Below are 26,197 nucleotides of genomic sequence, written 5' to 3' on the forward strand. Positions count from 1 at the left end.
AAGCAATGAAAAAATTTTTAACCATATGGTTTGGAGAGCTCATCTCCAGTATTGGCGGAGGAATGTCTGCTTTTGCTATGACCATTTACGCTTTAAAGGTTACTAACAGCGTAACAGCTGTTTCGCTCATCACCTTGTTGGCATTTTTACCAACTGTTTTATTAGCTCCGTTTGGAGGTTTCTTGGCGGATCGTTACGACCGCAGACTTTTAATGATGATTGGCGATAGCTTCTCTATCTTAGGCCTGCTCTATATTGTCTGGCAAGTGGATGTTGGATCAACTGATTTATGTCCTATTTATCTTGGCGTTACTGTAAGTGCAATCTTTTCAGCACTCGTTGAACCCGCATATCGTGTAACCGTGAGTGACTTATTGACTAAAGATGAGTATGCTAAGGCCAGCGGTATGGTTCAGCTGGCTGCTAGTTCACGATACTTGATTTCTCCTGCACTGGCAGGATTCTTTCTGGCTTACTTTGATATCCGTTTTATACTTTGGCTGGATATTGTATCATTCATAGTAGCTGTTCTCTTGATTTTCTTTGTTAAAAAAGGGATAAAGACTTCAAATCAAGCACACAAGGATCAAATTTCATTTGGCGAAACGTGGAAGCTCACCCGAAGTTACAAAGGTTTACAATCCTTGATTAGCATGATGACTTTGGTGTGTTTCTTCATCGGTTTGGTTCAAGTTTTGATAGAGCCTCTAGTCTTAAATATGGCTGATACACAAACTGTTGGGGTTATGGAAGCGCTCTGTACAGTAGGATTATTAGTTGGAAGTCTATGGATTGGGACCAAAGGCATTCATAGTCGGCATGCGGAGATTTTAGCACAAGCTGGTTTTTTAGCTGGTATTTTCATCGGGCTATCTGGTTTTGTTATGCAAGTCTGGTGGGTCGGTATCATGATTTTCCTTTTCTTTGTGACTTTGGCCTTTGTTAATAGCTGCGCTGATGTTTTGGTCAGGGTTGCCATTCCCAATGAATTGCAGGGAAGAATGTGGGGGATGATTAGTTTTATAACTCAATTTGGAACGGTCATTGCTTACTTATGTGCCGGTTTTCTGGCAGACCATTTATTTGAACCTGCTATGGCTGAACAAGGTTTTCTGGCACGGACAATTGGACGATTAATCGGAAGCGGTGCAGGTAGAGGGATTGGTCTTATGCTGATTATATCGGGAGTTGGTCTTATCATTAGTTCTCTTATGATTGGCCGTAATCGCTCTATCAAACAAATCAACATAGTTAAGGAGAGATGAGATGTTCTATCAACTATTATTAAAGACTCACCTCAAGCAACACCCCGCGAGAAATGCTTTGCTGGCTATTTTGATAGGCTTATCAACTTTTATTGCCTGTACAGTTTTTTTTTCTCATTAGCCAGACAGTAGTCAGTATTTCAGATATGTATCAAGTTGCAAAGCCACCGCATTTTATTCAAATGCATCGTGGTCTATTAAACCAAGCAGACATTAATCGCTTTAATCAATCTTATCTTGGAGTTAAGGCTTGGCAGACTGTTCAGCTCCTTAATGTTGAAGGGAATCAACTGACAGTCTACCATAACAATGATCATTATTCCTTGTCAGCTTATCAGTTAGATATCAGTTTTGTTAAGCAAAATAAGACCTACGATCTCCTTTTAGATGCCAAGAACGAAAAAATACAACTGAAACAAGGAGAAATAGCGGTTCCTAAAATTTTGTTGGATCAATTTTCTATGGAAGTTGGAGATCGGTTGCGTATTCAAGAAGGAACGTTTAGTAAAACATTTACCATCACAGAAGTGGCGCATGACGCACAGATGAACTCAACACTTGCCTCCTCCACACGTTTTTTGGTAAGTGATACTGATTTTGCAGAGTTGGCAAAAGAACTTTCGCAAAAGGAAGCCATCATTGAGACCTATTTTACAGATAAAGATCAAGCGAACAGCTACCAATCAGCCTATAAAAAAGAAAATTTACCGCAAAATGGCCCCTCTCTAACCTACCAAATGCTTTTTTTATCAGTGCTTTGACAGATTTGGCTAGTGCAGCTATTTATTTTATGGCAGGAGGCTTGTTAGTTCTCATCACGCTGATTTGCCTTCGTTTTATTCTACTGGCAGAGATTGAGAGAGAAAGCAGCGAAATAGGTCTTTTAAAAGCCATTGGACTACCCAACAAAACACTTAAATGGCTTTATCTGCAAAAGATAGTTCTGATAGCTAGTGTCGGCAGTTTGATAGGATATCCTTTGGCGATTCTTTTCTTACCTATTACCACCAAGAGAATCCGAGAAACCTTCGGGGAGACGAGTCTATCCTTATCTAACGGGGTATTAGGATTTGTGATTGCATTCTTACTTTTCTGTTTTGTTTGTTTTTATTCCTCTAAGGTTTTAAATCGGATTAAGAAAGCGAGTGTTGTGGAGCTTCTTGTTCAGGAAAATGGATTCAGCAAACTGCGTAAGAAAAAGCATTCGCTCCCTCCTGTTCATCACTTATCTGCAAATGGTTTGGTAACAAGACGAAAACTAAAAAATAGCTACGCTTTTCCATTCTGGCTCTGCCTTTTAGTAAGTTTTGCTATTTTTCTGCCTTATCGTCTCATTAGTACCATGAATGATTCAGAATTTATCACCTACATGGGGAGTAGACCCTATGATATTTCTGTGGAAGTAGTAGAGGGGAGAGCAATAGAAAGTAGAGCGAAAACAGCTAAACAAATCTTGCAAACATTCGCTAAACCCCACTCATTTTCCTATGATGAAATTAAACGAACATCCTTACAAGCAATTTCTTCAGAAGGAAAAGTGATCAGCTTGCCAACGGATATAGGAAAAAATACCGGAACAAAACTTCATTACCTTAAAGGTTCGTCAGCAAAAACTGACCGAGAAATCAGTCTTTCTCTTCTTGCCGCCGATGAACTCGGAAAAAATGTAGGAGACACGCTTACTTTTACTGTTAATGGTCAATCCTATTCTTTAAAAATTGTAGGGCTGTATCAAGATATCACAAATGGTGGTAAGACAGCTAAAATGACTAGAAACCTTCCTCAAGCAAATGCTCAAAAATACATCTTTTATCTGCATCTTGCTAACAGCAAGCAAAAGAAAGCAACCTTGCGAGCGCTATCTTCCGCATTCAGTAAGACAGGATACCGTATTAGTGATGCACAAGGATTTATCCAACAGACCTTAGGAGGTGTGATTCAACAGCTTCAAAAAACCTTCTATGCTATGCTAAGTGTGTGTTTACTGGTTTTCAGTGGTATTTTATTCTTCTTTTTGACTTTACATATCAATCGACATCAAAAAGAAATTATCTTTAAACGTACTTTAGGAATTCCCTTTTCCTCTATCTACCTTCAGGAACTGTATCCGCTACTCATAAGCTCTTTATTAGGAGCTTTTAGCGGAATAATAGCAGTGCAGTATCTAGGAAAATTTCTCATAAGTATATTGTTACAACTGATAAATTCTGGGATTCAGCAAATATCATTTATAGAAATGAACTGGATTGAATTAGTTAATTTTCTTTGTATTATTTTCATGAATCTCGCTATCATCACTTACCTCACCTTAATTCCTGCTAAAAAGACATCATTATTAGCATATAAAAACGACTAAACTAATAAACATCAAAGAAAAGGGAAAGGATCTTATGTTAAAAGTTCAGCATTTATCAAAATTTTTCGGAAAGAACCAAGTCTTAACGGATATTGATTTAATTGTCCAAAAAGGAGATTTTATGACGATTATGGGACCGTCAGGCTGCGGAAAATCGACTCTCTTATATCAAATCAGTGGATTGGACAGAGATGAATATGAGTACGGGGAAGTTTTCATTAATGAAAATTCTCTCAAGCACTTATCTGATAGCCAGTTAAGTAAGCTGCGATTGGAAAATATGGGGTTTGTCTTTCAAAAAAGTCAATTTCTCAGTGATTTGTCCATTGTTGATAATATTGTTTTGCCAGCTCTCCAGCTAAAAAAACAGAAGAAAAAGAGGATTTATCAACGCAGCTACGAATTGCTTGAAATGATGAAGATAAGTGATTTAGCTTATTCAACTATCCAGCAAGTTTCTGGTGGACAACTACAGCGTGCTAATATTTGTCGAGCATTGATTAATGAGCCGTCTCTTATATTTGCTGATGAGCCAACTGGGGCTCTCAATTCCCAAATGAGTCAAGAAGTGATGGAGATTTTCAGAAAATTAAACGAAGAGGGAAAGACTATTGTCCTTATCACACACGACAGCCATATAGCTGCGTATGCTAAACACATCTTATTTATGAAGGATGGTCGGATTATTTCTGAAATCACAAAAAGCACAGATACAGATTTTCGAAACAAAATAGAAAAAGAAACAAAAAGATTGGGAATATAATCAAATCCTCAAAGTAAATAAACTTTGAGGATTTGCAGTCGTTTTGACATTTACTGTTTGTATATATCAATCTTGCTGAAATTGTTAGGGGTGACAACCCTACATACTTCTTTCCGAAAAACTGTAATTTTCTTGAAAAATATCTAAGTATATGGTATACTATCACTAGCTAATCAATATAATATTATAAAAGGAAAAAATATGAAACGTGAACTCTTGTTAGAAAAAATTGAGGAGCTAAAGGCGACCATGCCCTGGTATGTTTCAGAATACTACCAATCCAAACTCTCTGTTCCTTATAGTTTTACGACCTTATATGAATACCTCAAGGAATATCGTCGCTTTTTTGAATGGCTGCTTGATTCTGATATCGCTAATGTAGCAAAAATTGCTGATATTCCTCTTGAAATACTAGAAAAAATGACAAAAAAAGATATGGAAGCTTTTGTCCTTTATTTGAGGGAACGTCCCTCGCTCAACACTTATTCCACTAAAAATGGCGTCTCGCAGACCACTATCAATCGTACCTTATCTGCCTTATCCAGTCTCTATAAGTATTTAACTGAGGAGGTTGAAAATGATCAGGGAGAACCCTATTTCTACCGAAATGTCATGAAAAAGGTAGCGACTAAGAAGAAAAAAGAAACTTTGTCTGCCCGTGCTGAAAATATCAAACAAAAGCTCTTTTTAGGGGATGAGACCATGGAATTCTTAGACTATGTTGCTAATGAATATGAAAATAAGCTCTCCAATCGTGCTAAATCATCTTTCCGAAAAAATAAAGAACGTGATTTAGCTATTATGGCCCTGCTCCTAGCTTCTGGCGTTCGCCTATCTGAAGCGGTCAATCTTGATTTGAAGGATATCAACCTCAACATGATGGTCATTGAAGTTACGCGTAAGGGGGGTAAGCACGACTCGGTCAATGTGGCTGGTTTCGCAAAGCCCTACTTAGAAGATTATTTGAAAATCCGGAAAAATCGTTACAAGGCTAAAAAACAAGATGTTGCTCTCTTCTTGTCCGAATACCGTGGTCTTCCCAATCGTATTGATGCTTCTAGTATTGAAAAAATGGTGGGAAAATATTCACAGGATTTTAAAGTCCGTGTAACGCCCCACAAACTTCGACATACTTTAGCAACGCGACTTTATGATGCTACTAAATCGCAAGTCTTAGTTAGTCATCAGTTGGGACATGCTTCTACTCAGGTTACTGATCTTTATACCCACATCGTCAATGATGAACAAAAGAATGCCTTAGATAATCTATAAGGCTAAAATATAACGTAATATAAATTATGTAAACAATAAAACCGCAACTCAAAATAAGTTGCGGTTTTATTAGGCAGATATTTTGCTAAGCCTAGCCTTGTGATCTTTTTTTAAAAAATAAAACAAAGCGCATCTTATCTTTCTCTCGTTTAAATTGATAGGAAAAGCCATGCTGCTCCAGAATCTGCTGAACTATATAAAGTCCCATGCCTGTGCCCCCGTCTTTGCGATCGCGACTAAAATCAGGTCGGTAGAAAGGCTGAAATATGTGTTTTAACTCCTCATCAGTCAGTAATTGTTCAGCTTGATTTTCAAGTATCAGACAGTCATCGGCAAGACTTAGATGAATTATTCCTCCTTCTCTTGTGTAACGAAAGGCATTGTCCAAAAGGTTTTTGATAGCTTTCAGAAGATAGGCAGGGTTGGCAGTTACCTGACAGGAGGTTAAATCACTTGAAAATTGATAAGAACGCATTTCGGCCAAGATATGGTAGCTGTCTAGATTTTGCTCAATCAGTGATTTGACGTCAATGTTTTCCTGATGAGACTTGATCCCTATGTTCAGGTTGGTAGCATCTAGGACAGACTGAACAAGGGCAGACTGTTCCTGAAGGATGTCCCGACTCTTTCTTAGATAGGTATCATGATTTTTAAAATCACCTACATTATAAAGCATTCCCTCCACCAGAGCTAGATTGCTGGCGATGGGAGTTTTTAATTCATGTGATGTGATCCTCAGAAAATCAGCCTGCTGGCGTTCACGTTCAGCCGTCCGCTGGTTCTCCTGTTTTAACTCTTCGATACTTTTCAGAAGATGCTTATAGAGTTGATTGATATTTTGAGCCAAATTAGCAATCTCATCTTGACCGCTAATCTGACAGGCAAGTCCCTCTTCTAAGTCCATCATCTTCCGCGTTGTTTCAGAAATCGTCTGAATCCGCTTGTTAGACAGACGACTATAAACATAAGCGACTAAGCTAGCCAGCGAAACAATTAAAATTAAAATAAAGGGATAAAAGGTCAATAGAATCTGACTGATGCCTGACAAGGACTGAAAGCCATACTCCGCCTGAATAATATAATCTACTCCTTCAGAACTGGTAATTAGTTTTGACCAACTACCGATTTGATCAAACTGTCCTTTTGCCAGATAAGTTTGTCTTTGGTCGACAGCCTCTTTATCTGATGCATCTGGATACAGAATCTTACCAGAATCATCCATCAAGGTCAGCAGAAGATTTGGATTAGTCTTGTCATAGGCTGCGATCTGGGACAATAGCTTTTTCTTCGACTTTCCATCTAATTGCTTGACAATAGTTTGGTAATCTTTTTTGATTTCAACTTGTTTAGCCTGATTATAATAAATAGGCATAGCATAATAAATAACAGCCAAAAGAACAAGAACCGTAGCGATTATCATGGAGGTCACAATGAGGAAGTTTTTTCGAACGATTCCCATCTTAATCCTCCTCAATCTGATAGCCACGGCCAATTACTGTCTTCAAAGGTAAGGATGGCAGTTTTTTTCGTAGATTTTTCATATGATTGTCCAAAACTCGGCTGTCCAGTTCACTATAGCCCCAGATGGCCATCATCAGCTGGTCTCGGCTGACAATACGTCCCTTTCGTTTCAACAGAAAGATTAAAATGTCATATTCTTTTTTGGTTAGGCTGATTTCCTGTCCAGCCATCTGAATGACTCCGCTATCAGGGTAGACTTTGATGTCTGATACGGCAAGGTTTTCAGTCCCCCCTTGCTGCCGCAAGATGTTTTCGATCCGCTTCATCAAAATCAAGGGAGAAAATGGTTTAACTACATAATCGCTAATCAAATGATTAAAGCTGACTAGTTGTGTATATTCATCCGCCATTGCTGTCAGCATCAGGACAGGAACTGAAGATGTTTTGCGGATTTCTTTAAGAAGCTCAATGCCGCTTAAAGACGGAATCATAATATCAAGAATCAGCAAGTCAAAGGACTCTTGCTGAAAAAACGCTAAAGCCTCTTTCCCGTCAAATACTGGTCTAACCTTATGTTTATGTTCTTTTAAAAATTCGCAGACGACTTGATTAATGACTTTGTCATCCTCTACCACCATGATATGCGCCATAAAAAAATCTCCTAGTTTTTCTTATTTAATTATAAGCACAAAATGCTGTTTTCGCAAGTCGTCAAGAGATTTTATAGAAAAGAAATAGCAACTGCCTTTTTTACCCAGCGGCCTCTTAAAAAACAGGTAAAAAACAGATGGGAAATAGATGAGAAATAGCTACCTTTGCTAAAATATACATAAAAGGAGCGACACCTTAATAAAAAAATAGAAAGGGTGGGTTTTCAATGAAGGAAAAAATAACTGTTTTAAGATGGTTTGATATTCTTATCATAACCATCATCATGTTCGGTGACGGGATTTATAATTCTACACTCCAGTATATGGCTTTAAGCAATCAGACGAGCACATTGAAAGAGAATCTGACCTTTTCCAGTATGCAGAATTACCGAGCCTTGGCTCTGCAGTTACTCCTGCTTTTCCTAGCCTTTATGTATCTGCTTTTCAGAAATTTTGATTTCTCCATCTGGACCAAGAGGATAGTTCTTGAGCCCTGGCTTTTAATCAAAATTATAGGTATCTTTATTCTGGCGGCTCTAGCTATGGATATCTATGCCTTGATTAGTTATAATATGTCAGCCTCTGTAACGCCAAGCTTGGCACGGCTTTTCCCGAATTTAGACCTATCGCTGATTCTCTATTCCTTGCTGAATGGCTTTTATGAAGAAATCTTTTTCCTGGGAGTCTGTCTTGCCGTCAAGTCGGAATATACTAAGTTGGCTTTGCTTTATTCACTGATAATTCGCATCAGCTTTCATACTTACCAAGGTTTAGGTACAGCTCTAGCTCTAGGAATTTTAGTTGGCTTTATTTTCTATTTGCTCTACAGAAAATTAAAACCGCAGAACCTGCTTCCCTTTTTCCTTGCGCATGCTCTTGCTGATGTAATCGGTCTATCAGTTATCTCCTATTTTTGGAACTAAGGATTATGTTTGCGCCTTTATTTCACTTGATTCAGAAGTAATTTATCTGAATATAATCTTATTTCTCAACGACAATCATTTATAGAATGGAGACTAATTATGAGAAAGTTTTTTAACAAATATCGCAATAACCTCATTCTCTTTATTACTGCCATACTTGCTATTTCAGGTATGTCACTTCCCTTTTTAGAGTTTGCAAAATCCCACGGACATGCTGACAGATATCCTCAGCTCCTGATGACCCTCCCATTACTGCTTATCTATATTATTCCGTTTGCTCTGCTTACCAACTACTTACGAAAACGGTTTGACGTCCCAAAGACAGTTTTTGCTCTGACTTGGTTTTTAGCACTCGCTATTCCAGTAAATATAGGATCTCTAGGTAATGAGTTTCTATCGCTTCTTTTACTGAAAATGAATCTTTCTATGCAGTTTTTAAACGAGTGGGGAGCATCGCTAACAGCTCCTTTCACGGAGGAAATTGCTAAGGGAATAGTTGTTCTGTTAGTTGTTCTTCTTTTCCGACAAACATCTTTAAAAACCAGCCTGCTATTGGGCATAATTGCCGGCATGGGCTTCCAAATTATTGAAGACAGTATTTATATACAGCAAACAATCTTCAAAAATGGTGGTAATGGTTTTGTGACAGCCTTTGAACGCATTGCTTATGCCGGTCTGAGTCATTGGGTATTTTCTGCCATATTTGCAGTTGGCCTGATTGCACTCTGTACTAAAAGCAAGGTTATTTCTAAAAAACGGGCAGTCTTCTATCTTATTGCTCCAGTTGCCATCCACTTTGCTTGGAACTCACCCTTAGATTTTTCGGGAGTTAATACCGTTTATGGAATTATTTCCTGGATGATTGTATTCTCAATCTTTAAAATAGTTGATAAACTGCCCAAAGAAGATGAGATGCTTGCGTCAATATAGAAGTTCCCGAATTTTTGAAGTTATTTTCTTCCTTGAAAGCAACAACATTAGGTAGACAATGATATACTCTCCTTATAAGCAGACAGTGAAAAATAAAAATTCACTATAAACTATAAGGAGAGTTTTCTTGTAGTTATATATATTCGATCATTTGTCAAGCCTATCAATGCTTTTGGGAGAACCATTTTCAAAATGATATGAAGTCAGCTTTTTATAGTTCGATTATTTCGATGATAGGAAAGAAAAGTGTATACGAAAACGAAACCAAATAGAAATTAGATAGCCATTTTTATATCTTTCTTAGCGATTATCAATTGTTTCTGGATATAAGTCATGGTTCATAAGGCGGTAGTTGGCTATTTCTTCATACTTGCTGTCTGGACGTCCATAGTTGTAATAAGGATCAATAGAGATACCTCCTCTTGGTGTAAATTTGCCCCAAACTTCCAAATAGCGAGGCTTGAGCAAATTGATCAAATCCTTGCCGATGGTATTGATGCAATTTTCATGGAAATCACCATGATTGCGATAAGAAAATAGATAGAGTTTTAAAGATTTTGACTCAACACAGAGCTTATCGGGAATATAGGATAGGTAGATAGTAGCAAAATCTGGCTGTCCAGTAATAGGACATAGCGAAGTGAATTCAGGACAGTTAAACTTGATAAAATAATCATTATCTTGATGACGGTTTTGAAAACTTTCCAGAACTTCTGGACTGTAGTCAAAAATATAAGGAACTTCTTGATTCCCTAAAAGAGATAGAGTTTTCATTTCTTCTTGCTTGGACATATCATTCCCTTTCTGATTAAACTCCGCGCTTATTAGCGTATACAAGGGTGTGTAACTGGGGTAGCACGCGAACATTGCCCCAGCTATCATCCTGAGCGATACGATCCCAAAGAGCATGCAAACGATTTAATTGATGATCGATAATATCGCCTTGCGCTTTAGGCTCAGGATTTCCTGCCGAGAGATAGAGAACATCTGGATTATAGCGTTGCTGGATTATCTTGGCAAAGGCTAAATCTGCATCGTCAAAAACAGGAATTTTAAAAGTTACACGTTCGATCGGTAATTTTTCAACGATAAAATCGAGGGTTTCCATATTGACCTCCATTTTACTGGAAGGTGGCTTGGGGCTGAGGGTAACTTGATCAATGTCTAAAAGCCACTCCTGCCAGCGAGACCCTTGAGTTTCAACTGCTAGGGTTACACCTCTAGCTTTTAGTTTCTCAACCAGTTCAGCCATATTAGCCGCTAAGAGACAAGGGTTGCCACCAGACAGAGTTACATAATCATAAGTTCCCAGCTCATCCAGAACTGCTATTACTTCGTCACTGGTCATGGACTTTGGTTTTTCAGATCCATCCCAAGTGAAAGATGAATCACACCAATCACAGTGGTAATCACAACCGCCTGTTCGGATAAACATAGTTTTTTGTCCGATAGCTCGTCCTTCTCCTTGAAAGGTAGGACCAAAGATTTCAAGGATAGGAAGTTTTAATTCACGCTTTCTGATCATTCCTCATCCCATTCCCTTCTGAATTCAGCGTAGGAAGTTGGTGTTTCATATAAACGAACATGTTCCATTTGTATTTGACGCTCGTTGGGCAGAGCAGCTTCTACAGTTTTGTAAATCCAATAAACCAGATTTTCAGCTGTTGTATTCATATAAGGCAGGCTTTCATTGAGATAACGATGATCCAATTTTGGTTCTAGTTGACTCTGATAAATGGCTTTTAATTCACCAAAATCATAAGTTAGTCCCCTTTGATCTAAAAAGCCACTGACAGCAATTTCTAAGCGGTAGGTATGGCCATGTAGGGATTTGCACTTGCCATCATACTGAAAAAGATGATGAGCAGCATCAAAGGTAAATTCTTTAGAAACTTGAATTCGGTGGGGGCAATAAAGCAGAGATTGCCCTGTCTCAGTTTTAATTTCTTTAGGTGATAGAAACATCTTAGACTTCTCCTTTTTGTGCAAGATAGGTTTCAAGTCCATGTTGACGCAATTTGCAAGCTGGACATTCTCTACAGCCACTTCCCATAATCCCATTGTAACAAGTCAGTGTTTTATCCTTGACATAGTCGAAAACTTCAAGTTGATCAGCTAATTCCCACGTTTGCGCTTTATCAAGCCACATGAGCGGTGTTTGAATAACAAAATCATAGTCCATAGCCAAATTTAGGGTTACATTGAGAGACTTGATAAAGGCATCCCGACAGTCAGGATAACCCGAAAAGTCCGTTTCACAGACACCAGTGACGATGTCAGTGATACCCATTTGCTTAGCTAACACTGCTGCAAAGGAAAGAAAAAGATGATTGCGGCCATCAACAAAGGTATTGGGGACCTCTCCTTCTTCTGCTTGAATAGCTATATGGGATGTTAGAGCATTTTCTGTAATTTGTCCCAGCAGGGACATATCTAAAATATGATGAGGAATCTTTAACTCTTCTGCTATATTTTTTGCGACTTCTACCTCTTGACCGTGTCTCTGTCCATAGGAGAAGGTGACTGCTTGAACCTTTCCATAATGCTTCAAAGCCCAAAAAAGGCAGGTTGTTGAATCCTGACCGCCACTGAAAACAACAAGAGCTGATTGACGTTTCATCCTAGTCCTCTTTTCTCAACTGATGTTAAGCATAAAAGAAAGGCCTCTATCCTAAAAGAATAAAAGCCTTCAATATGTGTGCCATGCTGGCAGGTTTTTTTTAGCGATGGCTTTTCCCAAACATCAGTATTAATTCTCTAATATCTTAGCACGAAAGGAGCCTAAAATCAAGTTGAGAATTTTAAACAAGCTCATTAGAATGTTTATGCTTTATGACGACGGGAGCGACGGCTAGTTTTAGTTTTGCTGCTAAATTCTTCAATAGCATCGCTATCGCTATCATCACTATCACTGCTCTTGCGACCGCGTTTGCTTGTTACTTGGTAGTTATTGTTTTTAGTTGTATTGAAGAAATGAATTAAAAGTCCGAAGAAAAAGATGATTTGTAGACCAATCCAACCAGCAATGAGCCAACTAAGACGCATAGCAGGAGCGTCAAGCTTATTAAGTTGGTCTTTATTGATATGCTCAAAGTCCAATTGCAGATTAACCTTACTTAAAATATCGTAAAATTCAAAGACGTTTAAAACGATAATAGCAAGGAGGAGAATCGATACAAGCAAAGTAAGGATAACAAAAAAACGTTTTAGAGTATTTTTTGACATATTTATTCAACTTTCTTTTAAATTACTAATATTATAACTTTTCTAATCTTAGGATAGAGGATTTCTTTATTAAACAGAATGATCAGATTCTGCCAAGGCCCCCAACTCTTCCTCTTCGGCCGCTTTTTTAGTATAAACATGATTTCTGATGAGTTTATAGATGGTCGCTGCTGTCGGTACAGCTACCAGCATTCCTAAAACTCCCCAGAGAGCTGCTCCAATTGTAATCACGAGAATAACCCACATAGGGGGCAGACCAATAGAATTACCAACGACACGAGGATAAATGAGATTTCCTTCAAACTGTTGTAAGATTACGAGGTAAACGACAAAGAAGGCTGCCTGTGGAATTGATTGGGTCATAATGAGGATGGCACCAATTGAAAGGCCGATATAAGCCCCGACAACAGGAATCAAGGCAGTGAAGCCAACTAAAATTCCGATTGTTGGAGCATAAGGAATCCCAAAGATTGTCATTCCTAAAGCGCAAAGGCTACCTAGAATCACAGCCTCCAGCGTCTGCCCCACAAAGAAACCATGAAAACTCTCGTGGGCAATTTGTCTGACATAGTGAAAGCGTTTTTCAATCTTTGGTAGATAAGCATGTACTAACATATTGCCTTGACGACCAAGTTTTTCCTTGCCAGCTAAAACATAGATTGAAAAGACTAGGCTGATGAAGACTGAAATAAGACCTGAGGCAAAGCTCGTCACAGAGGTCAAAAGACTAGTTAGAATTCCAATAAGAATCGTTGAAATCTGCTTATTATAGTTAGATAGTAACTTGCTGGCAGTCTGGTCTAAATCAATACCAAAATAGTGCAAACCTTTTTGAATAGTTGAATCTTCCTTGACATTGCTAAAAAGCTTTTCAACTCCTTTGACATCAATGGTAAGTAAGGATTTTAAACTGGATAAAAGGTCGGGCAAAACGATATAAAAAATAAGAAAAATTGCAATAATAAAGGTCAGATAAGATAAAATCAAACTAACTGTGCGTTTACCTGGGATATCTCGTCCAAATAACTTGTGCATAAGTTTTTCATAGCCTGACATGACAATATTGATGACATAGGCCATACCAGCTCCGGCGATGAAAGGGAGACTAGCTTTATAACAGATTAAAAACAATTTTTGTCCAAGAGGCCAGTAAGTGATTGTTGCATATATTAAAGCTATAACTAAGAAAAGATAGCCATAGTATTTTTTTGTTAATTTCATAACTCCTATTATAACTTAAAAAGACAGCTAGCTCAACCATTACCAAACACAGTTTTTTAAATTATCAGTTGGGCCAGTTTGTCCAGAGAACGTTGAGCTATTTTTTCGTAACGCTCCTTTTTATCGCGGATTCGAGGTCCCTCTAGCTCTTTGATAATACCAAAATTGACATTCATAGGCTGAAAGTGTTTGCTGTCGGTGTGGGTTATGTAGTGGGGAAGACTACCGATAGCAGTTGTTTCTGGGAATATTAGCGCTTCTTCTCCTTTAAAGAGAAGAGCAGCATTGATACCAGCAACCAGACCAGAGGCCGCCGATTCAACATAGCCCTCTACTCCTGTCATCTGACCAGCAAAGAAAAGGTTAGGATTCCGGCGTGACTGGAAGGTCTGAGTCAGAAGATTGGGTGAATCCATATAGGAATTGCGATGCATAACACCGTAGCGAACGAACTCTGCCTTTTCTAGTCCAGGAATCATTCGGAAAACTCGTTTTTGTTCTCCCCATTTGAGGTGGGTCTGAAAACCAACGATATTATAAAGACTTCCGGCTGCATTGTCTTGACGTAGTTGAACAACCGCATAAGGGGTTTTAAAGCCAGCATCACGACTGGCTTGATAATCATCTGGATATTCCAAACCGACTGGTTTCATAGGACCGTAAAGCAAAGTCTTTATCCCACGCTTAGCCATAACTTCAATGGGCATACAGCCCTCAAAATACTTTTCCTTTTCAAAAGAATTGAGTGGCGCTTCTTCTGCTGTTGTCAGAGCTTGATGAAAGATTGTGAATTCTTCCTTAGTCATTGGACAGTTGAGATAGGCTGCTTCCCCTTTATCATAACGAGATTTCAGATAAACTTTGTTGAGGTCAATACTATTGACATCAACAATGGGAGCTGCTGCATCGTAGAAATAAAATCCATCACCGTTATTAAATTCGTGGATCTTATCAGCCAAAGCATGGCTAGTCAGTGGTCCTGTCGCAATAACCGTAATGGCATCATCTGGAATCTCGATAATTTCCTCACGGATGATCTCAATCAGTGGATTTTGGCTAATTTCCTCGGTAACACCCTGAGAATAGCCTTCACGATCCACAGCCATAGCTCCGCCCGCAGGCACACGATGAGCTTCTCCTTGCCGCATGATGATGGAATCCAATCGTCTCATTTCTTCCTTAAGGAGACCAACCGCATTGGTCAGACTATCTCCACGAAAAGAATTTGAGCAGACTAGCTCTGCAAAGTTAACTGTCTTATGCTGAGGTGTTGCTTTGACGCCACGCATTTCGTAGAGTTTGACTGGTATGCCACGCTTGGCGATTTGATAAGCTGCCTCAGAGCCAGCTAAGCCAGCCCCGATAACATTGATATAAGATTGAGACATGAACTGTTACCTCTTTACTAGGAAAAACCTAGCTCAAATCTTTCTAATTAGTAGTGATTTTAGAGAAGAAAGAAGATCCTTTAACGTCTACTGATAAAATAGTGATAGCTCTCCTTAAATACCTTGATATTATATCAGAAAAACCCTATACTGACGAGTCAAGACCTTTGTGCATTCAAAAAGCTCTGACATTAAGCCAGAGCTGCTATCCTATTCGTAAAGTTTGCCGCCATTTGTTGCGATGACTTCCTTATACCAGTTAAAAGATTTTTTCTTGTAACGGGTCAGGCTTCCTGTGCCATCGTCATTGCGATCAACATAAATGAAACCATAGCGCTTGCTCAGTTGAGCTGTTGAGGCAGAAACTAAATCGATTGGTCCCCATGTTGTATAACCCCAGAGTTCAACACCGTCTTTCAAAGCTTCTCCGACTTGCACCAAATGTTTATGCAGGTAATCAATACGATAGTCATCCTCGACAGTTGGGCCATCTGGGCCATCGATCAAGATATCCTTGGCACCGAGACCATTTTCTACAATAAAGAGTGGCAATTGGTAACGGTCGTAGAAATTATTAAGCACCAATCGCAGACCAACTGGGTCAATCTGCCATCCCCATTCAGAGGATTCTAGGTAAGGGTTAGAAACACCCCCCATAATATTACCGCGACCAGAATCATAATCTTCAGGATTGTGAGCTTGTGCCACGCTCATATAGTATGAGAAGGAAATAAAATCCACTGTATTTTTAAGTATATCTTCATCACCAGGTGCAAATTGAATCTCAATATTATTTTCTTTAAAGAAACGTTTGATGTAATTAGGATATTTTCCACGCGCATGAATATCACTGAAAAGATAATTCTGATTTTCAAATTCATGCACAGCCAGCTGATCCAGAGGATTAGAAGTCATGCCATAAGCAGGCATAGCCAACACCATACAACCGATTTTGAAATCCGGGTTGATTTCATGACCAATCTTAGTTGCCGAAGCCGACGCCACTAACTCGTGATGGACCGCTTGATAGAGGTCTTGTTTTGATAATTCATCAAAAGGTGTCGCAATACCACCAGACATGAAGGGCGCATGCAAAACAGAGTTTACTTCATTAAAAGTCAACCAATACTTAACTTTGTTCTTATAACGCGTAAAGACTGTCCGCACATAATTTTCATAGAAAACAATCAAGTCCCGGCTAGCCCAACCATTGTATTGTCGAGCCAGGTGGAGAGGTGTTTCATAATGAGATAGAGTTACTAAAGGCTCAATACCATATTTAGCCAATTCGTCAAAAACATCGTCATAAAATTGCAGCCCCGCTTCATTTGGCTCTATTTCATCTCCATTAGGAAAAATCCGAGACCAAGCGATTGACAGACGAAAGACTTTGAAGCCCATTTCAGCAAAAAGAGCGATATCTTCCTTATAGCGATGATAAAAATCAATACCTTCTAACTTGAGATTATCAGCATTCGGTTCCTGTGTAATCAAAGGGTCATGCTCACCTGGATGAGCTGGCACACCACCTTGAGGCGTTACGTCTTGCACAGACAGTCCCTTGCCATCTGCATTATAAGCTCCTTCAAATTGATTGGCAGCTGTTGCACCACCCCATAAGAATCCTTCTGGAAATATGTTTTTAGACATCCTATTTCTCCTACTTCTATAGCATTTATGATAATAGAATAACCTGTTTCTCGGTAAATTTCTGGCATTATCCTTGGCAAAACTAATATTATCCTATGAAATATGGTAAACTAATACTAAAGTATAATTTACATTTAGACAGGGGATAACTTTCATGATAAAACAAGTTTCCAGAGAACCTTACAAAGACGAGGACAATTCAAACAAGCACTTGCTGCCTTACAACTTCTACCATACTGAAATCAAAGATGGACGGCCCGACACCCTTTTTCACTGGCATCCTGAACTGGAGGTGACTTACATCTATCAGGGTAGCGCTAAATTTCATATTGATTATGACTATTTTGATAGTCAAGCTGGCGATATCATCTTAATTAGGCCAAATGGCATGCACTCCATTCACCCTATTGGCAAACAAGAACAGATCAGCGATACTTTCCAATTTCACTTGGAAATGGTAGGCTACTCTATCCTAGATCAGGTCAGTCTGCGTTATTTACAACCTTTACAGAACAGTATTTTTAAGTTCATTACGGTAATTAAACCAGATATGGAAGGCTACCAGGAAATTAAGACCTGCTTAATTCAGATATTTGATCTTGTAAAAAAGGAAGATAGACATTTTGAATTGTTACTTAAAGCTAAACTCAATGAATTTCTCTATTTACTCTTTCGATATCATTACACTGTCCGAAAAATCACAGATGATGCCTATCGCAAAAACGAAAAAATTCGCCAACTCATCGATTATATCAATCAACATTATGACGAAATCCTGACAATAGAATCGCTGGCTGATTATATAGGTTACAGTAAGACTCATTTTATGGCTGTTTTCAAAAAACATACAGGAACTTCCTGTATAGAGTTTATCATTCAGGTCCGCCTCAGTAAGGCCTGTGAAGAATTAACTAACACTAGCAAATCAATATTAGAAATAGCCACAGAGGTTGGCTTCAATAACCTCTCCAACTTCAATAGACAATTCAAACGCTACTATCAACTGACCCCAAGTCAATATCGTAAGCAATTTAAAAAAATTAAATATATTCAACCAAATCCAGCCAAGACAAAGTCAATCTAAAACCCCAGATATTAAAGAACATCTAGGGTTTTTATTAAAGAATCTCACACAATATCTATCTACTCACCTTAATCTTGACAGTGTAATCATTATAATTAAGGGATCCCTTTTCTTTTTAAACTCATAAGCTGCATAATAATTTAGCTTAATTACTTCTTCTCATGTAAGCCTGAAAAAGAGAGCAAGGAAAATCGAATTTCTTTAAAATTATCGATTTTTATCCCACTCTCTTTTTTAACTATTTGACCGCTGTCAGGAGGTAGTCTCCTGCTTTAACGTGACTTTCTTGGGTAACCAGAACATCGTCAAAGTCGTCTAAGTTAGTTACAATAACTGGTGAAACGACTGGCAGCCCCTCAGCGCGGACACCTGCCAGGTCAAATTCGAGCAATTTTTGCCCCGCTTCAACTTTTTGTCCCGCTTCAACCAGTGTATGAAAGCCTTTACCCTCTAGCGATACAGTATCCATACCAATATGAATAAGAATTTCTGCCCCGTTTTCTGTCCTCATCCCAACGGCATGGCCTGTTGGAAAGACCAGAGTTATTTCACCATTAGCTGGTGCAACAACTGTACCATCTGTTGGATCAATAGCAACACCTTTACCCATGGCACCAGAAGCAAAAACTTGGTCAGGTACATTTTCTAATTGAACAACAGATCCAATTATAGGAGATGCTATAATTTCTTGTTTAAGTTCTTTAAGTGGTTGCACTTCCTCTGCTGCTTTTGTTTCAGCCTTAGCACCAGTATCAGGACCACCATAAAGATAAGGAATCTTGATGAACTGTGTCAGGACAAAGCCGAGAACAAAGTTAGCTACAATAGCGATCAAGAAATGGATAAGTACCATTGAGTTCTTAGGATCAATGAATGACGGGATTGCAAAGAGTCCCATACCACCCATAACTTGCATTTTAACATCAAAGAAGGATAGGTAAGCCCCTGTTAAAGCGCCAGAGATACAGGTCATAACAAATGGTGTGCGCATTGGTAGGGTAATACCGTAGATAGCAGGTTCGGTAACACCAAAGAGAGCTGAAATGAAGGCAGGAACAGATAATTCTTTAACCTTTTCTTCCTTACTTCTGAACATGATGTTAAGAAGGGCACCTGCCTGAGCGAAACAGATAGCGATTGTCGCAACAAGAATGACTCCAGGTCCTTTTTGAAGTTCTAAGATACCTAATGGCACAAGACCCCAGTGGAGACCGAACATAACAAGAACTTGCCACAAAGCTCCTAGAACAAGACCATAGAGGATTGGACTAAGACCATAAATACCAGTGAAGAAGCTACCAACAAGATCACTGGCGTAATTCATAACTGGGCCAATCGCCAGATAAGCCAGTGGCACTGTGATTAAAATGGTAAAGAAGGGAACGATAAAGACCTTAACCACATCCGGAATGACCTTCTTAAAGAAATGTTCAAACTTAGAACCTATCCAAACTGTCAGAATGATTGGTAGAACAGTTTGTAAATAGCTGGAGACAGGGAATACAACAGGAAGTCCAAGGAAGGTTACACCTCCCTTAGCAAAGCTTACAGCAATATTTGGATAAACTAAGGCAAAACCGAGTGCCAGAGCAGTAAATTGATCCATCTTGAAACGTTTAGCTGCTGTAATAGCGAGAACTAAAGGTAAGAACTGGAAGAAGCCATCACCAGCCGTATTTAAAACGATATAGAGACCATCAGTTTCCGAGATCCCAAACGCTACTAAAATAGCAACAAGGCCTTTGAGCATACCGGCTGCAGAAAGCACGCCAAGCATCGGTTGAAATAAGCCAGAAACCAAAGCGATAAATTGATCAAATAGATTCCCTTTAGAAACATCACCTTCATCTACATCAATGCTGCCTTCACCTTGAATACCTGCAACTTTAAGAACCGCATCATAAACATCGGGAACATGGTTACCAATAACGACTTGGTATTGACCACCCGCTTTAACAACTGTTACGATACCATCACGTTGCTTGAGATAGTCTTCATCTGCCTTGCTTTCATCTTTCAGAGTGAAGCGCAGACGTGTGACACAGTGGACAAGCTTCACAATATTATCTTTCCCACCGACGTGCTCGACAATATCCTGAGCTAATTCAGTATAATCTTTAGCCATTTGAGGCTCCTTTCCTTTGGTACTAGGAATTAAACAAACAAAAAACCCAAACAAATACCAAATAGTTGTTGCGAAAGTGATGCAAACTATTTGTATTTATTTAGGTTTTGCCCGCTTAACCAGTAACAATCCTTATTTATGTTTCTATATTATCAAAAGGTTGTAAAAAATGCAAGGGCTTTCAAAAATATTTTAAAAAATTAATCTTGATTTTGACGCTGGATATGAATGGTTAAATAGACCTGCTCATCCTTACTCATCTCAAAATGATAGCGACTTTGAATATACTCTTTAATTTTTTGAGTACAGACAAAGGCTTCCTGATAATTGGCCTGTACCTGCTCATAAAGAAAATCATCCTCTTGCCCCTGCACCCTTCCATTGACAACGCGCTGGGCAAAATATTGAAGATGAGTGACAAAGCGATTGTAGCTGACAGAATCTTCTGCTGCCAGTTGACCAAAATGCAGACGAACAATCTCCAGACAGTTGACAACAATCTGAGTAATTTGGTGGTTGGTTTCAATCTGTTCACCATCTTTTTGGGCATTAATAAAATGCAGAGCGATTGAAGAAGCTTCTGCTTCTTCAATATCCAGACCAATTATCTCCTTGATCAGCTCCAATGCTTTTTGACCAATCTGATATTCTTTAGGATAGAACTTACGAATTTCCCAAGCTAGTGGATTTTGTAAGGTAATTCCTTGACGAGTTCGCGATATGGTGTACTGCAAGTGATCAGTAAGTACAATGTAGAGAGCCATCTCAAAGGTCTTCCCTAGGACTTCTTGTCCGTATTCGATAATCCTTAGGACAAGATTTAGTTCATCACTAGTCAAATCTTGATAGACGCGAGAAAGCACCATAGACATATCTTGGTCGCTATCGCTTTGTTCAAGAATAAAGCGCTTTTCGACCTTGTCCAAATTCACTTCATCCCCAGTTTTTTTCTGAAAACCCAATCCTCTTCCCATCAAAATAACTTCTTGCTGCTGCTCCTGGATTTGAACCACATTATTATTAAACACACGCTCGATCTTCATTCCCAATTCCTCTTGAATTTACTCGTTAGTGCTATTTTAGCAGAAAAAATTGAAATTAGTAACTTTTCTTAAAGTTTTTAGCAAGATAATAAAAACACCACTTGGATAGACTGTCAACCTAAGCAGTGTTTTTGTGTATTAGTGCCGGTACATTTTAAATTGAAGATAGAGATCATTATAAGTTCCCAGCCATTTTTGACCTAGGTTGTTATAGACCTCAAGTTTAGCAATCAAGTCATCAGAAGGATAAAAAGCTTTATCTGCTGTAATGCTTTCAGGTAAGCGAGCTTTAGCTTCTACATTTGGAGTGGTATAGCCAATATATTCAGCATTCTGCGCAGCGTTTTCAGGCTCCAACATGAAGTTGATAAAAGCATAGGCCCCTTCCTTATTTTTGACCGTTTTGGGAATAACGAGATTATCAAACCAGAGATTTGATCCTTCGCTGGGCAGGACATAGTGCAGGTGAGGATTAGCATCTAGCATTTCACGCGCTTCTCCTGAGAAGGTCACACCAATAGCTGCATCACCATGGATCAAATACCCCTTCATTTCATCACCGACAATAGCTTTAACATTAGGGGTCAGATGGCTCAGCTTATCTGAAGCCTGATTGAGTTGACTCATGTCCTTAGAATTGAGACTATAGCCTAATGAATTCAACCCCAGACCCATAACCTCTCTTGCACCATCAACTAGCATGATATTATCGCGATATTCTTGACGCCAGAGGTCCGACCAATGTTGGGGAGGGGAATCGATCATCTTATCATTATAGACAATACCGACAGTGCCCCAAAAATAAGGAATCGAATATGTATTGCCTGGATCAAAGGATTTGTTCATAAACTCCGAACCAATATGATTGAGGCCGGTGATTTTTGATTTATTCAGCTTAACCAAGAGATTATCCTGAATCATCTTATCAATCATATAATCACTAGGGACAGCGATATCATATCGCGTCCCCCCTTGCTCAACCTTAGTGTACATAGCTTCATTGGAATCAAAAGTCTCATATTGAATATCAATACCGGTCTGCTTTTCAAATTTTGTCAGTAATTCAGGAGCGATATAATCACCCCAGTTATAGATGACAAGGCTTTTGGTGTCGGACTGAGAAGAGGTTTGCTTCTCCATGAAAAACATAGCCAGAGCCAAGATTGCCACAATAGCGATGACGCCAGTAACAAAGGAATAAAGTCTACGCATCCTTACCCTCCTCTTTCTTACTGATAAAATAATAGCCTAACACCAGTAGGATACTAAAAAGAAAGACAATGGTTGAAAGGGCGTTAATTTCCAAGGAGATACCACGACGTGCACGCGAATAGATTTCAACAGAAAGGGTCGAAAAACCATTGCCTGTCACAAAGAAAGTTACCGCAAAATCATCCAGTGAATAGGTAAAAGCCATAAAATATCCTGCAATAATACTCGGCGTCAGATAGGGAAAGAGGACTTCTTTCATCATCTGAAAGCGAGTAGCTCCTAAATCATAAGCTGCGTTAATCATGTCCTGGTTCATCTCTTTGAGTCTAGGCAGAACCATTAAGACAACGATAGGAATGGAGAAAGCGATATGACTGAGCAAGACCGACCATATCCCCAGACGAAAACCGATGAAGGTAAAGAGAATCAAAAAACTAGCACCAATCATGACGTCCGGTGACACCATGAGTACATTATTTAGTGATAAAAAGATATTTTGCCGCTTCTGCTTGAATTGATGGATAAGGAGAGCTCCGGAAGTCCCGATTAGGGTGGCTAGGAGCGAGCTGAGAAAGGCCAAGAAAAAGGTTTGAACCAAAATCAACATCAGACGACTATCCGCAAAGACCTGCTGATAGTATTCCCAAGTGAAACCAGTAAAACCATTCATATCCCCGCCACTATTGAAAGAATAGAAAATCAAATAAAAAATCGGGATATAAAGCAGAGCGAAGACCAGAATTAAATAAAGTTTTGAAATTTTCGGCATATCACCTCTCCTTTGTCGCCCACATAATCATGAGCATGGCTAAAATCAGGATAACACCGATTGTTGATCCCATTCCCCAGTTTTGAGTGATGAGAAAATGCTGCTCAATCGCCGTTCCTAGCGTAATTACACGATTACCTCCGATGAGGCGGGTCAGCATAAAGAGGCTGAGACTAGGAATAAAAACCGACTGAACTCCCGCTCTCACTCCGTTGAGCGACAGAGGGAAGATAACTTTAGTAAAGGTCTGCCAGTCACTAGCCCCCAGATCTCTACTAGCGTTGATGAGATTGCAATCAATGTCATCCAGAGTGTTGAAAATCGGCAAAATCATAAAAGGTAACTCAATATAAGAGGCCACAAAAATGAAGGAAAAATCCGTAAAGAGTAACTGTTTGGGTCCGATACCGACAAAGCTCAAAAAAGCATTGACACTGCCGTCTTGACCAAAAATCCCCATGAAGGCATAGGCTTTGAGTAAAAGATTGATCCAGGTCGGAAGAATAACCAAGATGAGCCACAACTGCTTATGTTTTAATTTTGTCAAAATAAAGGCGGTAGGATAGCTTAGTAGAAGGGTCACAAGCGTAATAATCCCAGCGTAGAGAACCGAATTCACAGTCATTCGCAGATAGGTCCAAGAGCTTAGGAGATTACGGTAATTCTCCAAAGTAAGTTGATCTCTGGTGTCAAAGAAGGATTGATAAAGAATCAAGGTCAAAGGCGCTAAGACAAAAAGAAAGAGCCAGAAAAAATAAGGAAGGGAGAAGAGACTAGGTGTTTTCTTCATGGCGCTCCTCCTCAATGGCATTGATCAGTCCATCTTCGTGTTCTTCTACCTCAACATACTCCTCAATCCGCGCATCAAACTCTTCTTCAGTTTCATTGAGACGCATGATATGAATATCTTCTGGAGTGAAATCAAGACCGATGATCTCACCCTCAATCGCCTTGCGAGTCGAATGAATCAGCCATTCATTTCCCAATTCATCATAGGCAATGATTTCATAGTGTACCCCGCGAAAGAGTTGGGTATCTACCTTGACCTGCAGCTTGCCTTCATCAGGTAATGTAATCTGCAAATCCTCTGGTCGAATAACCACTTGGACCGGCTCATTGGGGCGCATACCCCCATCAACTGCTTCAAAACGCTTACCGTTGAAGGCGACTAGATAGTCTTCAATCATAATCCCATCAATGATATTGGATTCACCGATAAAGGTTGCAACAAAATGATTAATAGGCTCATCATAGATATCTACCGGTGTTCCTGATTGGACAATTTCGCCATCATTCATGACAAATATCCAGTCCGACATAGCTAAGGCTTCTTCCTGATCATGGGTAACAAAAACAAAGGTAATGCCTAGACTTTGCTGTAAATCTCGGAGTTCATACTGCATCTCGGTCCGCAACTTCAAATCCAGCGCCGACAGAGGTTCATCCAGAAGAACTACTCGCGGGCGATTGATGATGGCGCGAGCAATAGCAACACGCTGGCGCTGTCCTCCTGATAATTTTTGAATAGAGCGTTTTTCATAGCCTTCCAATCGAACAATCTTTAGGGTCTCCGCAACCCTTTTAGCTATTTCGACCTTACCCATTTTTTTAAGTTGCAAGGGGAAAGCAACATTTTCAAAAACTGACATGTGCGGAAAAAGAGCGTAATTCTGAAAAACCGTATGAACATCTCGCTTATTGATAGGAATATCATTGATTCGTTTACCATCAAGGTAGACATCACCGTCGCTGACATCTAAGAGACCAGCTATGATATTCAGTATCGTCGATTTTCCAGAACCAGAGGCTCCCAGAAGTGTATAAAATTTTCCTTCTTCCAACTCAAAGTTGATGTTTTTCAAGACCTGTGTGTCACTATCTCCAAAGATCTTTGTTACATTGTGAAAGGCAATAATTGGATGATGGGTCAATGCTCACTGTCCTTTCATATATTTTCTAGTGTTTATAGTCTCCTATGATACGGACTTCAGGTTCCAATCTAATACCGGAATGCTCTTCTACCTTTTTGATGACATCCGCAATAAGATTTTCATAATCGTCTGCTGTTCCATTATCAACATTAACCATGAAACCTGCGTGTTTCTTACTAACTTCAACGCCTCCGATACGATGCCCCATCAAACCGGCCTCCATAATGAGTTGACCGGCAAAATGATTAACAGGACGTTTGAAAACCGAACCACAAGATGGGTACTCTAGCGGTTGCTTCAATTGACGCAAATGATTGAGGCGCTTCATTTCGTTCTTAATCTGTAAATGATCTCCGGGCTTGAGAGCAAATTTAGCAGAGATGACTACTTCACCAGTTTTTTGAACTAGGGAACGGCGATAACCAAAGGCCATATCGTGCGCGTCAACTGTGTAAACATCACCTTCCTTGCTCAGAATCTGAGCGGAAGTTAAGATATGCGAAATTTCACCGCCATAGGCCCCGGCGTTCATAAAAACAGCTCCCCCGATACTACCAGGGATCCCAGCTGCAAATTCAAAACCAGTTAAACTGTGAAACTCAGCCACTTTGGTTGTTTCAATCAAGTTAGCTCCTGCTTCGGCTTCAATGGTATAACCGTTGACAGTGACTGTACTGAGTTTGTCGAACATGATGACAAAACCACGAATCCCACCTTCACGAACAATAAGATTGCTAGCATTGCCCAACACCATCCAAGTAATATTGAACTCATTAGCGAATTTAACGATGCGGGCCAACTCGTAGCGGTTGCGTGGAAAAGCTAAATAATCTGCTGGTCCACCTACCTTGGTATAAGTGTAATATCTCAAAGGTTCATCAATACGGATATCGATACCTTCAAGCGCTTCTTTCATTTTTTCTAACATA

The 26,197-nt window shown here is 39.4% G+C and carries 25 protein-coding genes; 8 read left to right on the top strand and 17 right to left on the bottom strand.

Annotation, left to right across the window (positions count from 1 at the left end; genetic code table 11):
• Positions 1-5: 5 nt before the first annotated feature.
• From ACFOSE_RS01925 to xerS, 5 genes are all read left to right on the top strand, one after another.
• A complete protein-coding gene (locus ACFOSE_RS01925; protein WP_380429772.1) occupies positions 6-1,265 on the top strand; it encodes an MFS transporter in 1,260 nt (419 codons plus the stop codon).
• A 146-nt stretch (positions 1,266-1,411) separates the two neighbouring features.
• Positions 1,412-2,026 carry a hypothetical protein gene (locus tag ACFOSE_RS01930; RefSeq protein ID WP_380429775.1) on the top strand — a complete coding sequence of 205 codons (615 nt, stop codon included), beginning with the start codon at positions 1,412-1,414 and terminating at the stop codon, positions 2,024-2,026.
• Positions 2,027-2,067: 41 nt separating this feature from the next.
• A complete protein-coding gene (locus ACFOSE_RS01935) occupies positions 2,068-3,621 on the top strand; it encodes an FtsX-like permease family protein (protein ID WP_380429777.1) in 1,554 nt (517 codons plus the stop codon).
• 34 nt (positions 3,622-3,655) lie between these two features.
• Positions 3,656-4,384 (top strand): ABC transporter ATP-binding protein, encoded by a 729-nt coding sequence (locus ACFOSE_RS01940; protein WP_380429779.1) that lies wholly within the window; start codon positions 3,656-3,658, stop codon positions 4,382-4,384.
• Positions 4,385-4,585: 201 nt separating this feature from the next.
• The gene (xerS, locus tag ACFOSE_RS01945; RefSeq protein WP_380429782.1) at positions 4,586-5,656 is read left to right on the top strand and encodes a tyrosine recombinase XerS; all 1,071 of its coding nucleotides are present in this window, start codon (positions 4,586-4,588) and stop codon (positions 5,654-5,656) included.
• 91 nt (positions 5,657-5,747) lie between these two features.
• On the opposite strand, the gene ACFOSE_RS01950 is transcribed toward xerS, so the two are convergent.
• Positions 5,748-7,115, bottom strand: coding sequence for a sensor histidine kinase (locus tag ACFOSE_RS01950; protein ID WP_380429785.1), 1,368 nt, complete (start codon positions 7,113-7,115; stop codon positions 5,748-5,750).
• 1 nt (position 7,116) lies between these two features.
• On the bottom strand, positions 7,117-7,767 hold the full coding sequence (locus ACFOSE_RS01955) for a response regulator transcription factor (RefSeq protein WP_380429787.1): 651 nt from the start codon (positions 7,765-7,767) through the stop codon (positions 7,117-7,119).
• A gap of 227 nt (positions 7,768-7,994) precedes the next feature.
• Between ACFOSE_RS01955 and ACFOSE_RS01960 the strand changes: the two genes are divergently transcribed.
• Both ACFOSE_RS01960 and ACFOSE_RS01965 read left to right on the top strand, forming a co-directional pair.
• The gene (locus tag ACFOSE_RS01960) at positions 7,995-8,690 is read left to right on the top strand and encodes a CPBP family intramembrane glutamic endopeptidase (RefSeq protein WP_380429790.1); all 696 of its coding nucleotides are present in this window, start codon (positions 7,995-7,997) and stop codon (positions 8,688-8,690) included.
• Positions 8,691-8,789: 99 nt separating this feature from the next.
• A complete protein-coding gene (locus ACFOSE_RS01965) occupies positions 8,790-9,620 on the top strand; it encodes a PrsW family intramembrane metalloprotease (protein WP_380429792.1) in 831 nt (276 codons plus the stop codon).
• A 300-nt stretch (positions 9,621-9,920) separates the two neighbouring features.
• Here ACFOSE_RS01965 and queF read toward each other — a convergent pair whose 3' ends face one another.
• The 8 genes from queF to ACFOSE_RS02005 form a co-directional block, all read right to left on the bottom strand.
• Positions 9,921-10,412, bottom strand: coding sequence for a preQ(1) synthase (gene queF / locus ACFOSE_RS01970; RefSeq protein ID WP_380429795.1), 492 nt, complete (start codon positions 10,410-10,412; stop codon positions 9,921-9,923).
• Positions 10,413-10,428: 16 nt separating this feature from the next.
• Entirely contained in the window at positions 10,429-11,145 is a 717-nt protein-coding gene (gene queE / locus ACFOSE_RS01975) for a 7-carboxy-7-deazaguanine synthase QueE (RefSeq protein WP_380429798.1), read from the bottom strand.
• A complete protein-coding gene (gene queD / locus ACFOSE_RS01980) occupies positions 11,142-11,585 on the bottom strand; it encodes a 6-carboxytetrahydropterin synthase QueD (RefSeq protein WP_380429801.1) in 444 nt (147 codons plus the stop codon). Before queD ends, queE begins: the two co-directional genes overlap by 4 nt.
• 1 nt (position 11,586) lies before the next feature.
• Positions 11,587-12,240 (bottom strand): 7-cyano-7-deazaguanine synthase QueC, encoded by a 654-nt coding sequence (queC, locus tag ACFOSE_RS01985; protein WP_380429804.1) that lies wholly within the window; start codon positions 12,238-12,240, stop codon positions 11,587-11,589.
• A 203-nt stretch (positions 12,241-12,443) separates the two neighbouring features.
• Positions 12,444-12,845 carry a hypothetical protein gene (locus tag ACFOSE_RS01990; protein WP_380429807.1) on the bottom strand — a complete coding sequence of 134 codons (402 nt, stop codon included), beginning with the start codon at positions 12,843-12,845 and terminating at the stop codon, positions 12,444-12,446.
• Positions 12,846-12,914: 69 nt separating this feature from the next.
• Positions 12,915-14,066, bottom strand: coding sequence for an AI-2E family transporter (locus ACFOSE_RS01995; RefSeq protein ID WP_380429809.1), 1,152 nt, complete (start codon positions 14,064-14,066; stop codon positions 12,915-12,917).
• 56 nt (positions 14,067-14,122) lie between these two features.
• Positions 14,123-15,454: a methylenetetrahydrofolate--tRNA-(uracil(54)-C(5))-methyltransferase (FADH(2)-oxidizing) TrmFO gene (trmFO, locus tag ACFOSE_RS02000; RefSeq protein ID WP_380429811.1), complete on the bottom strand. Its 1,332-nt coding sequence runs from the start codon at positions 15,452-15,454 to the stop codon at positions 14,123-14,125.
• 210 nt (positions 15,455-15,664) lie between these two features.
• Positions 15,665-17,104 carry a glycoside hydrolase family 1 protein gene (locus ACFOSE_RS02005; RefSeq protein WP_380429813.1) on the bottom strand — a complete coding sequence of 480 codons (1,440 nt, stop codon included), beginning with the start codon at positions 17,102-17,104 and terminating at the stop codon, positions 15,665-15,667.
• A gap of 154 nt (positions 17,105-17,258) precedes the next feature.
• Between ACFOSE_RS02005 and ACFOSE_RS02010 the strand changes: the two genes are divergently transcribed.
• Complete coding sequence (locus ACFOSE_RS02010) at positions 17,259-18,188, top strand: AraC family transcriptional regulator (protein WP_380429816.1); 930 nt, start codon at positions 17,259-17,261, stop codon at positions 18,186-18,188.
• 238 nt (positions 18,189-18,426) lie between these two features.
• Here ACFOSE_RS02010 and ACFOSE_RS02015 read toward each other — a convergent pair whose 3' ends face one another.
• From ACFOSE_RS02015 to murB, 7 genes are all read right to left on the bottom strand, one after another.
• Complete coding sequence (locus ACFOSE_RS02015; protein WP_380429818.1) at positions 18,427-20,313, bottom strand: beta-glucoside-specific PTS transporter subunit IIABC; 1,887 nt, start codon at positions 20,311-20,313, stop codon at positions 18,427-18,429.
• Between the two features lie 200 nt (positions 20,314-20,513).
• Entirely contained in the window at positions 20,514-21,356 is an 843-nt protein-coding gene (gene licT / locus ACFOSE_RS02020; protein WP_380429821.1) for a BglG family transcription antiterminator LicT, read from the bottom strand.
• A 138-nt stretch (positions 21,357-21,494) separates the two neighbouring features.
• On the bottom strand, positions 21,495-22,568 hold the full coding sequence (locus tag ACFOSE_RS02025) for an ABC transporter substrate-binding protein (protein WP_380429824.1): 1,074 nt from the start codon (positions 22,566-22,568) through the stop codon (positions 21,495-21,497).
• Positions 22,561-23,337, bottom strand: a complete 777-nt coding sequence (locus ACFOSE_RS02030; RefSeq protein WP_380429827.1) for an ABC transporter permease — start codon at positions 23,335-23,337, stop codon at positions 22,561-22,563. The genes ACFOSE_RS02025 and ACFOSE_RS02030 overlap by 8 nt, the downstream gene beginning before the upstream one ends.
• A gap of 1 nt (position 23,338) precedes the next feature.
• Complete coding sequence (locus tag ACFOSE_RS02035) at positions 23,339-24,127, bottom strand: ABC transporter permease (protein ID WP_380429829.1); 789 nt, start codon at positions 24,125-24,127, stop codon at positions 23,339-23,341.
• Entirely contained in the window at positions 24,111-25,268 is a 1,158-nt protein-coding gene (locus ACFOSE_RS02040) for an ABC transporter ATP-binding protein (protein WP_380429831.1), read from the bottom strand. The genes ACFOSE_RS02035 and ACFOSE_RS02040 overlap by 17 nt, the downstream gene beginning before the upstream one ends.
• Positions 25,269-25,293: 25 nt before the next feature.
• Positions 25,294-26,196: a UDP-N-acetylmuramate dehydrogenase gene (gene murB, locus ACFOSE_RS02045; RefSeq protein ID WP_380429834.1), complete on the bottom strand. Its 903-nt coding sequence runs from the start codon at positions 26,194-26,196 to the stop codon at positions 25,294-25,296.
• Position 26,197: the final 1 nt, after the last annotated feature.

The sequence above is a fragment of the Streptococcus dentapri genome (assembly GCF_042649885.1).
In the GTDB taxonomy this organism is placed as follows: Bacteria; Bacillota; Bacilli; order Lactobacillales; family Streptococcaceae; genus Streptococcus; species Streptococcus dentapri.

Excerpts from the sequence above, each read along its gene's own strand:
- ACFOSE_RS02005 (WP_380429813.1), bottom strand. The coding sequence starts at position 17,104 with ATGTCTAAAAACATATTTCCAGAAGGATTCTTATGGGGTGGTGCAACA.
- queF (WP_380429795.1), bottom strand. The coding sequence starts at position 10,412 with ATGTCCAAGCAAGAAGAAATGAAAACTCTATCTCTTTTAGGGAATCAA.
- ACFOSE_RS01995 (WP_380429809.1), bottom strand. The coding sequence starts at position 14,066 with ATGAAATTAACAAAAAAATACTATGGCTATCTTTTCTTAGTTATAGCT.
- ACFOSE_RS02030 (WP_380429827.1), bottom strand. The coding sequence starts at position 23,337 with ATGCCGAAAATTTCAAAACTTTATTTAATTCTGGTCTTCGCTCTGCTT.
- ACFOSE_RS01930 (WP_380429775.1), top strand. The coding sequence starts at position 1,412 with ATGTATCAAGTTGCAAAGCCACCGCATTTTATTCAAATGCATCGTGGT.
- ACFOSE_RS01925 (WP_380429772.1), top strand. The coding sequence starts at position 6 with ATGAAAAAATTTTTAACCATATGGTTTGGAGAGCTCATCTCCAGTATT.
- ACFOSE_RS02035 (WP_380429829.1), bottom strand. The coding sequence starts at position 24,127 with ATGAAGAAAACACCTAGTCTCTTCTCCCTTCCTTATTTTTTCTGGCTC.
- ACFOSE_RS01955 (WP_380429787.1), bottom strand. The coding sequence starts at position 7,767 with ATGGCGCATATCATGGTGGTAGAGGATGACAAAGTCATTAATCAAGTC.
- queC (WP_380429804.1), bottom strand. The coding sequence starts at position 12,240 with ATGAAACGTCAATCAGCTCTTGTTGTTTTCAGTGGCGGTCAGGATTCA.
- ACFOSE_RS01940 (WP_380429779.1), top strand. The coding sequence starts at position 3,656 with ATGTTAAAAGTTCAGCATTTATCAAAATTTTTCGGAAAGAACCAAGTC.
- ACFOSE_RS01960 (WP_380429790.1), top strand. The coding sequence starts at position 7,995 with ATGAAGGAAAAAATAACTGTTTTAAGATGGTTTGATATTCTTATCATA.
- ACFOSE_RS02025 (WP_380429824.1), bottom strand. The coding sequence starts at position 22,568 with ATGCGTAGACTTTATTCCTTTGTTACTGGCGTCATCGCTATTGTGGCA.
- ACFOSE_RS01950 (WP_380429785.1), bottom strand. The coding sequence starts at position 7,115 with ATGGGAATCGTTCGAAAAAACTTCCTCATTGTGACCTCCATGATAATC.
- licT (WP_380429821.1), bottom strand. The coding sequence starts at position 21,356 with ATGAAGATCGAGCGTGTGTTTAATAATAATGTGGTTCAAATCCAGGAG.
- ACFOSE_RS02015 (WP_380429818.1), bottom strand. The coding sequence starts at position 20,313 with ATGGCTAAAGATTATACTGAATTAGCTCAGGATATTGTCGAGCACGTC.
- trmFO (WP_380429811.1), bottom strand. The coding sequence starts at position 15,454 with ATGTCTCAATCTTATATCAATGTTATCGGGGCTGGCTTAGCTGGCTCT.
- queD (WP_380429801.1), bottom strand. The coding sequence starts at position 11,585 with ATGTTTCTATCACCTAAAGAAATTAAAACTGAGACAGGGCAATCTCTG.
- ACFOSE_RS02010 (WP_380429816.1), top strand. The coding sequence starts at position 17,259 with ATGATAAAACAAGTTTCCAGAGAACCTTACAAAGACGAGGACAATTCA.
- murB (WP_380429834.1), bottom strand. The coding sequence starts at position 26,196 with ATGTTAGAAAAAATGAAAGAAGCGCTTGAAGGTATCGATATCCGTATT.
- ACFOSE_RS01965 (WP_380429792.1), top strand. The coding sequence starts at position 8,790 with ATGAGAAAGTTTTTTAACAAATATCGCAATAACCTCATTCTCTTTATT.
- xerS (WP_380429782.1), top strand. The coding sequence starts at position 4,586 with ATGAAACGTGAACTCTTGTTAGAAAAAATTGAGGAGCTAAAGGCGACC.
- ACFOSE_RS01990 (WP_380429807.1), bottom strand. The coding sequence starts at position 12,845 with ATGTCAAAAAATACTCTAAAACGTTTTTTTGTTATCCTTACTTTGCTT.
- queE (WP_380429798.1), bottom strand. The coding sequence starts at position 11,145 with ATGATCAGAAAGCGTGAATTAAAACTTCCTATCCTTGAAATCTTTGGT.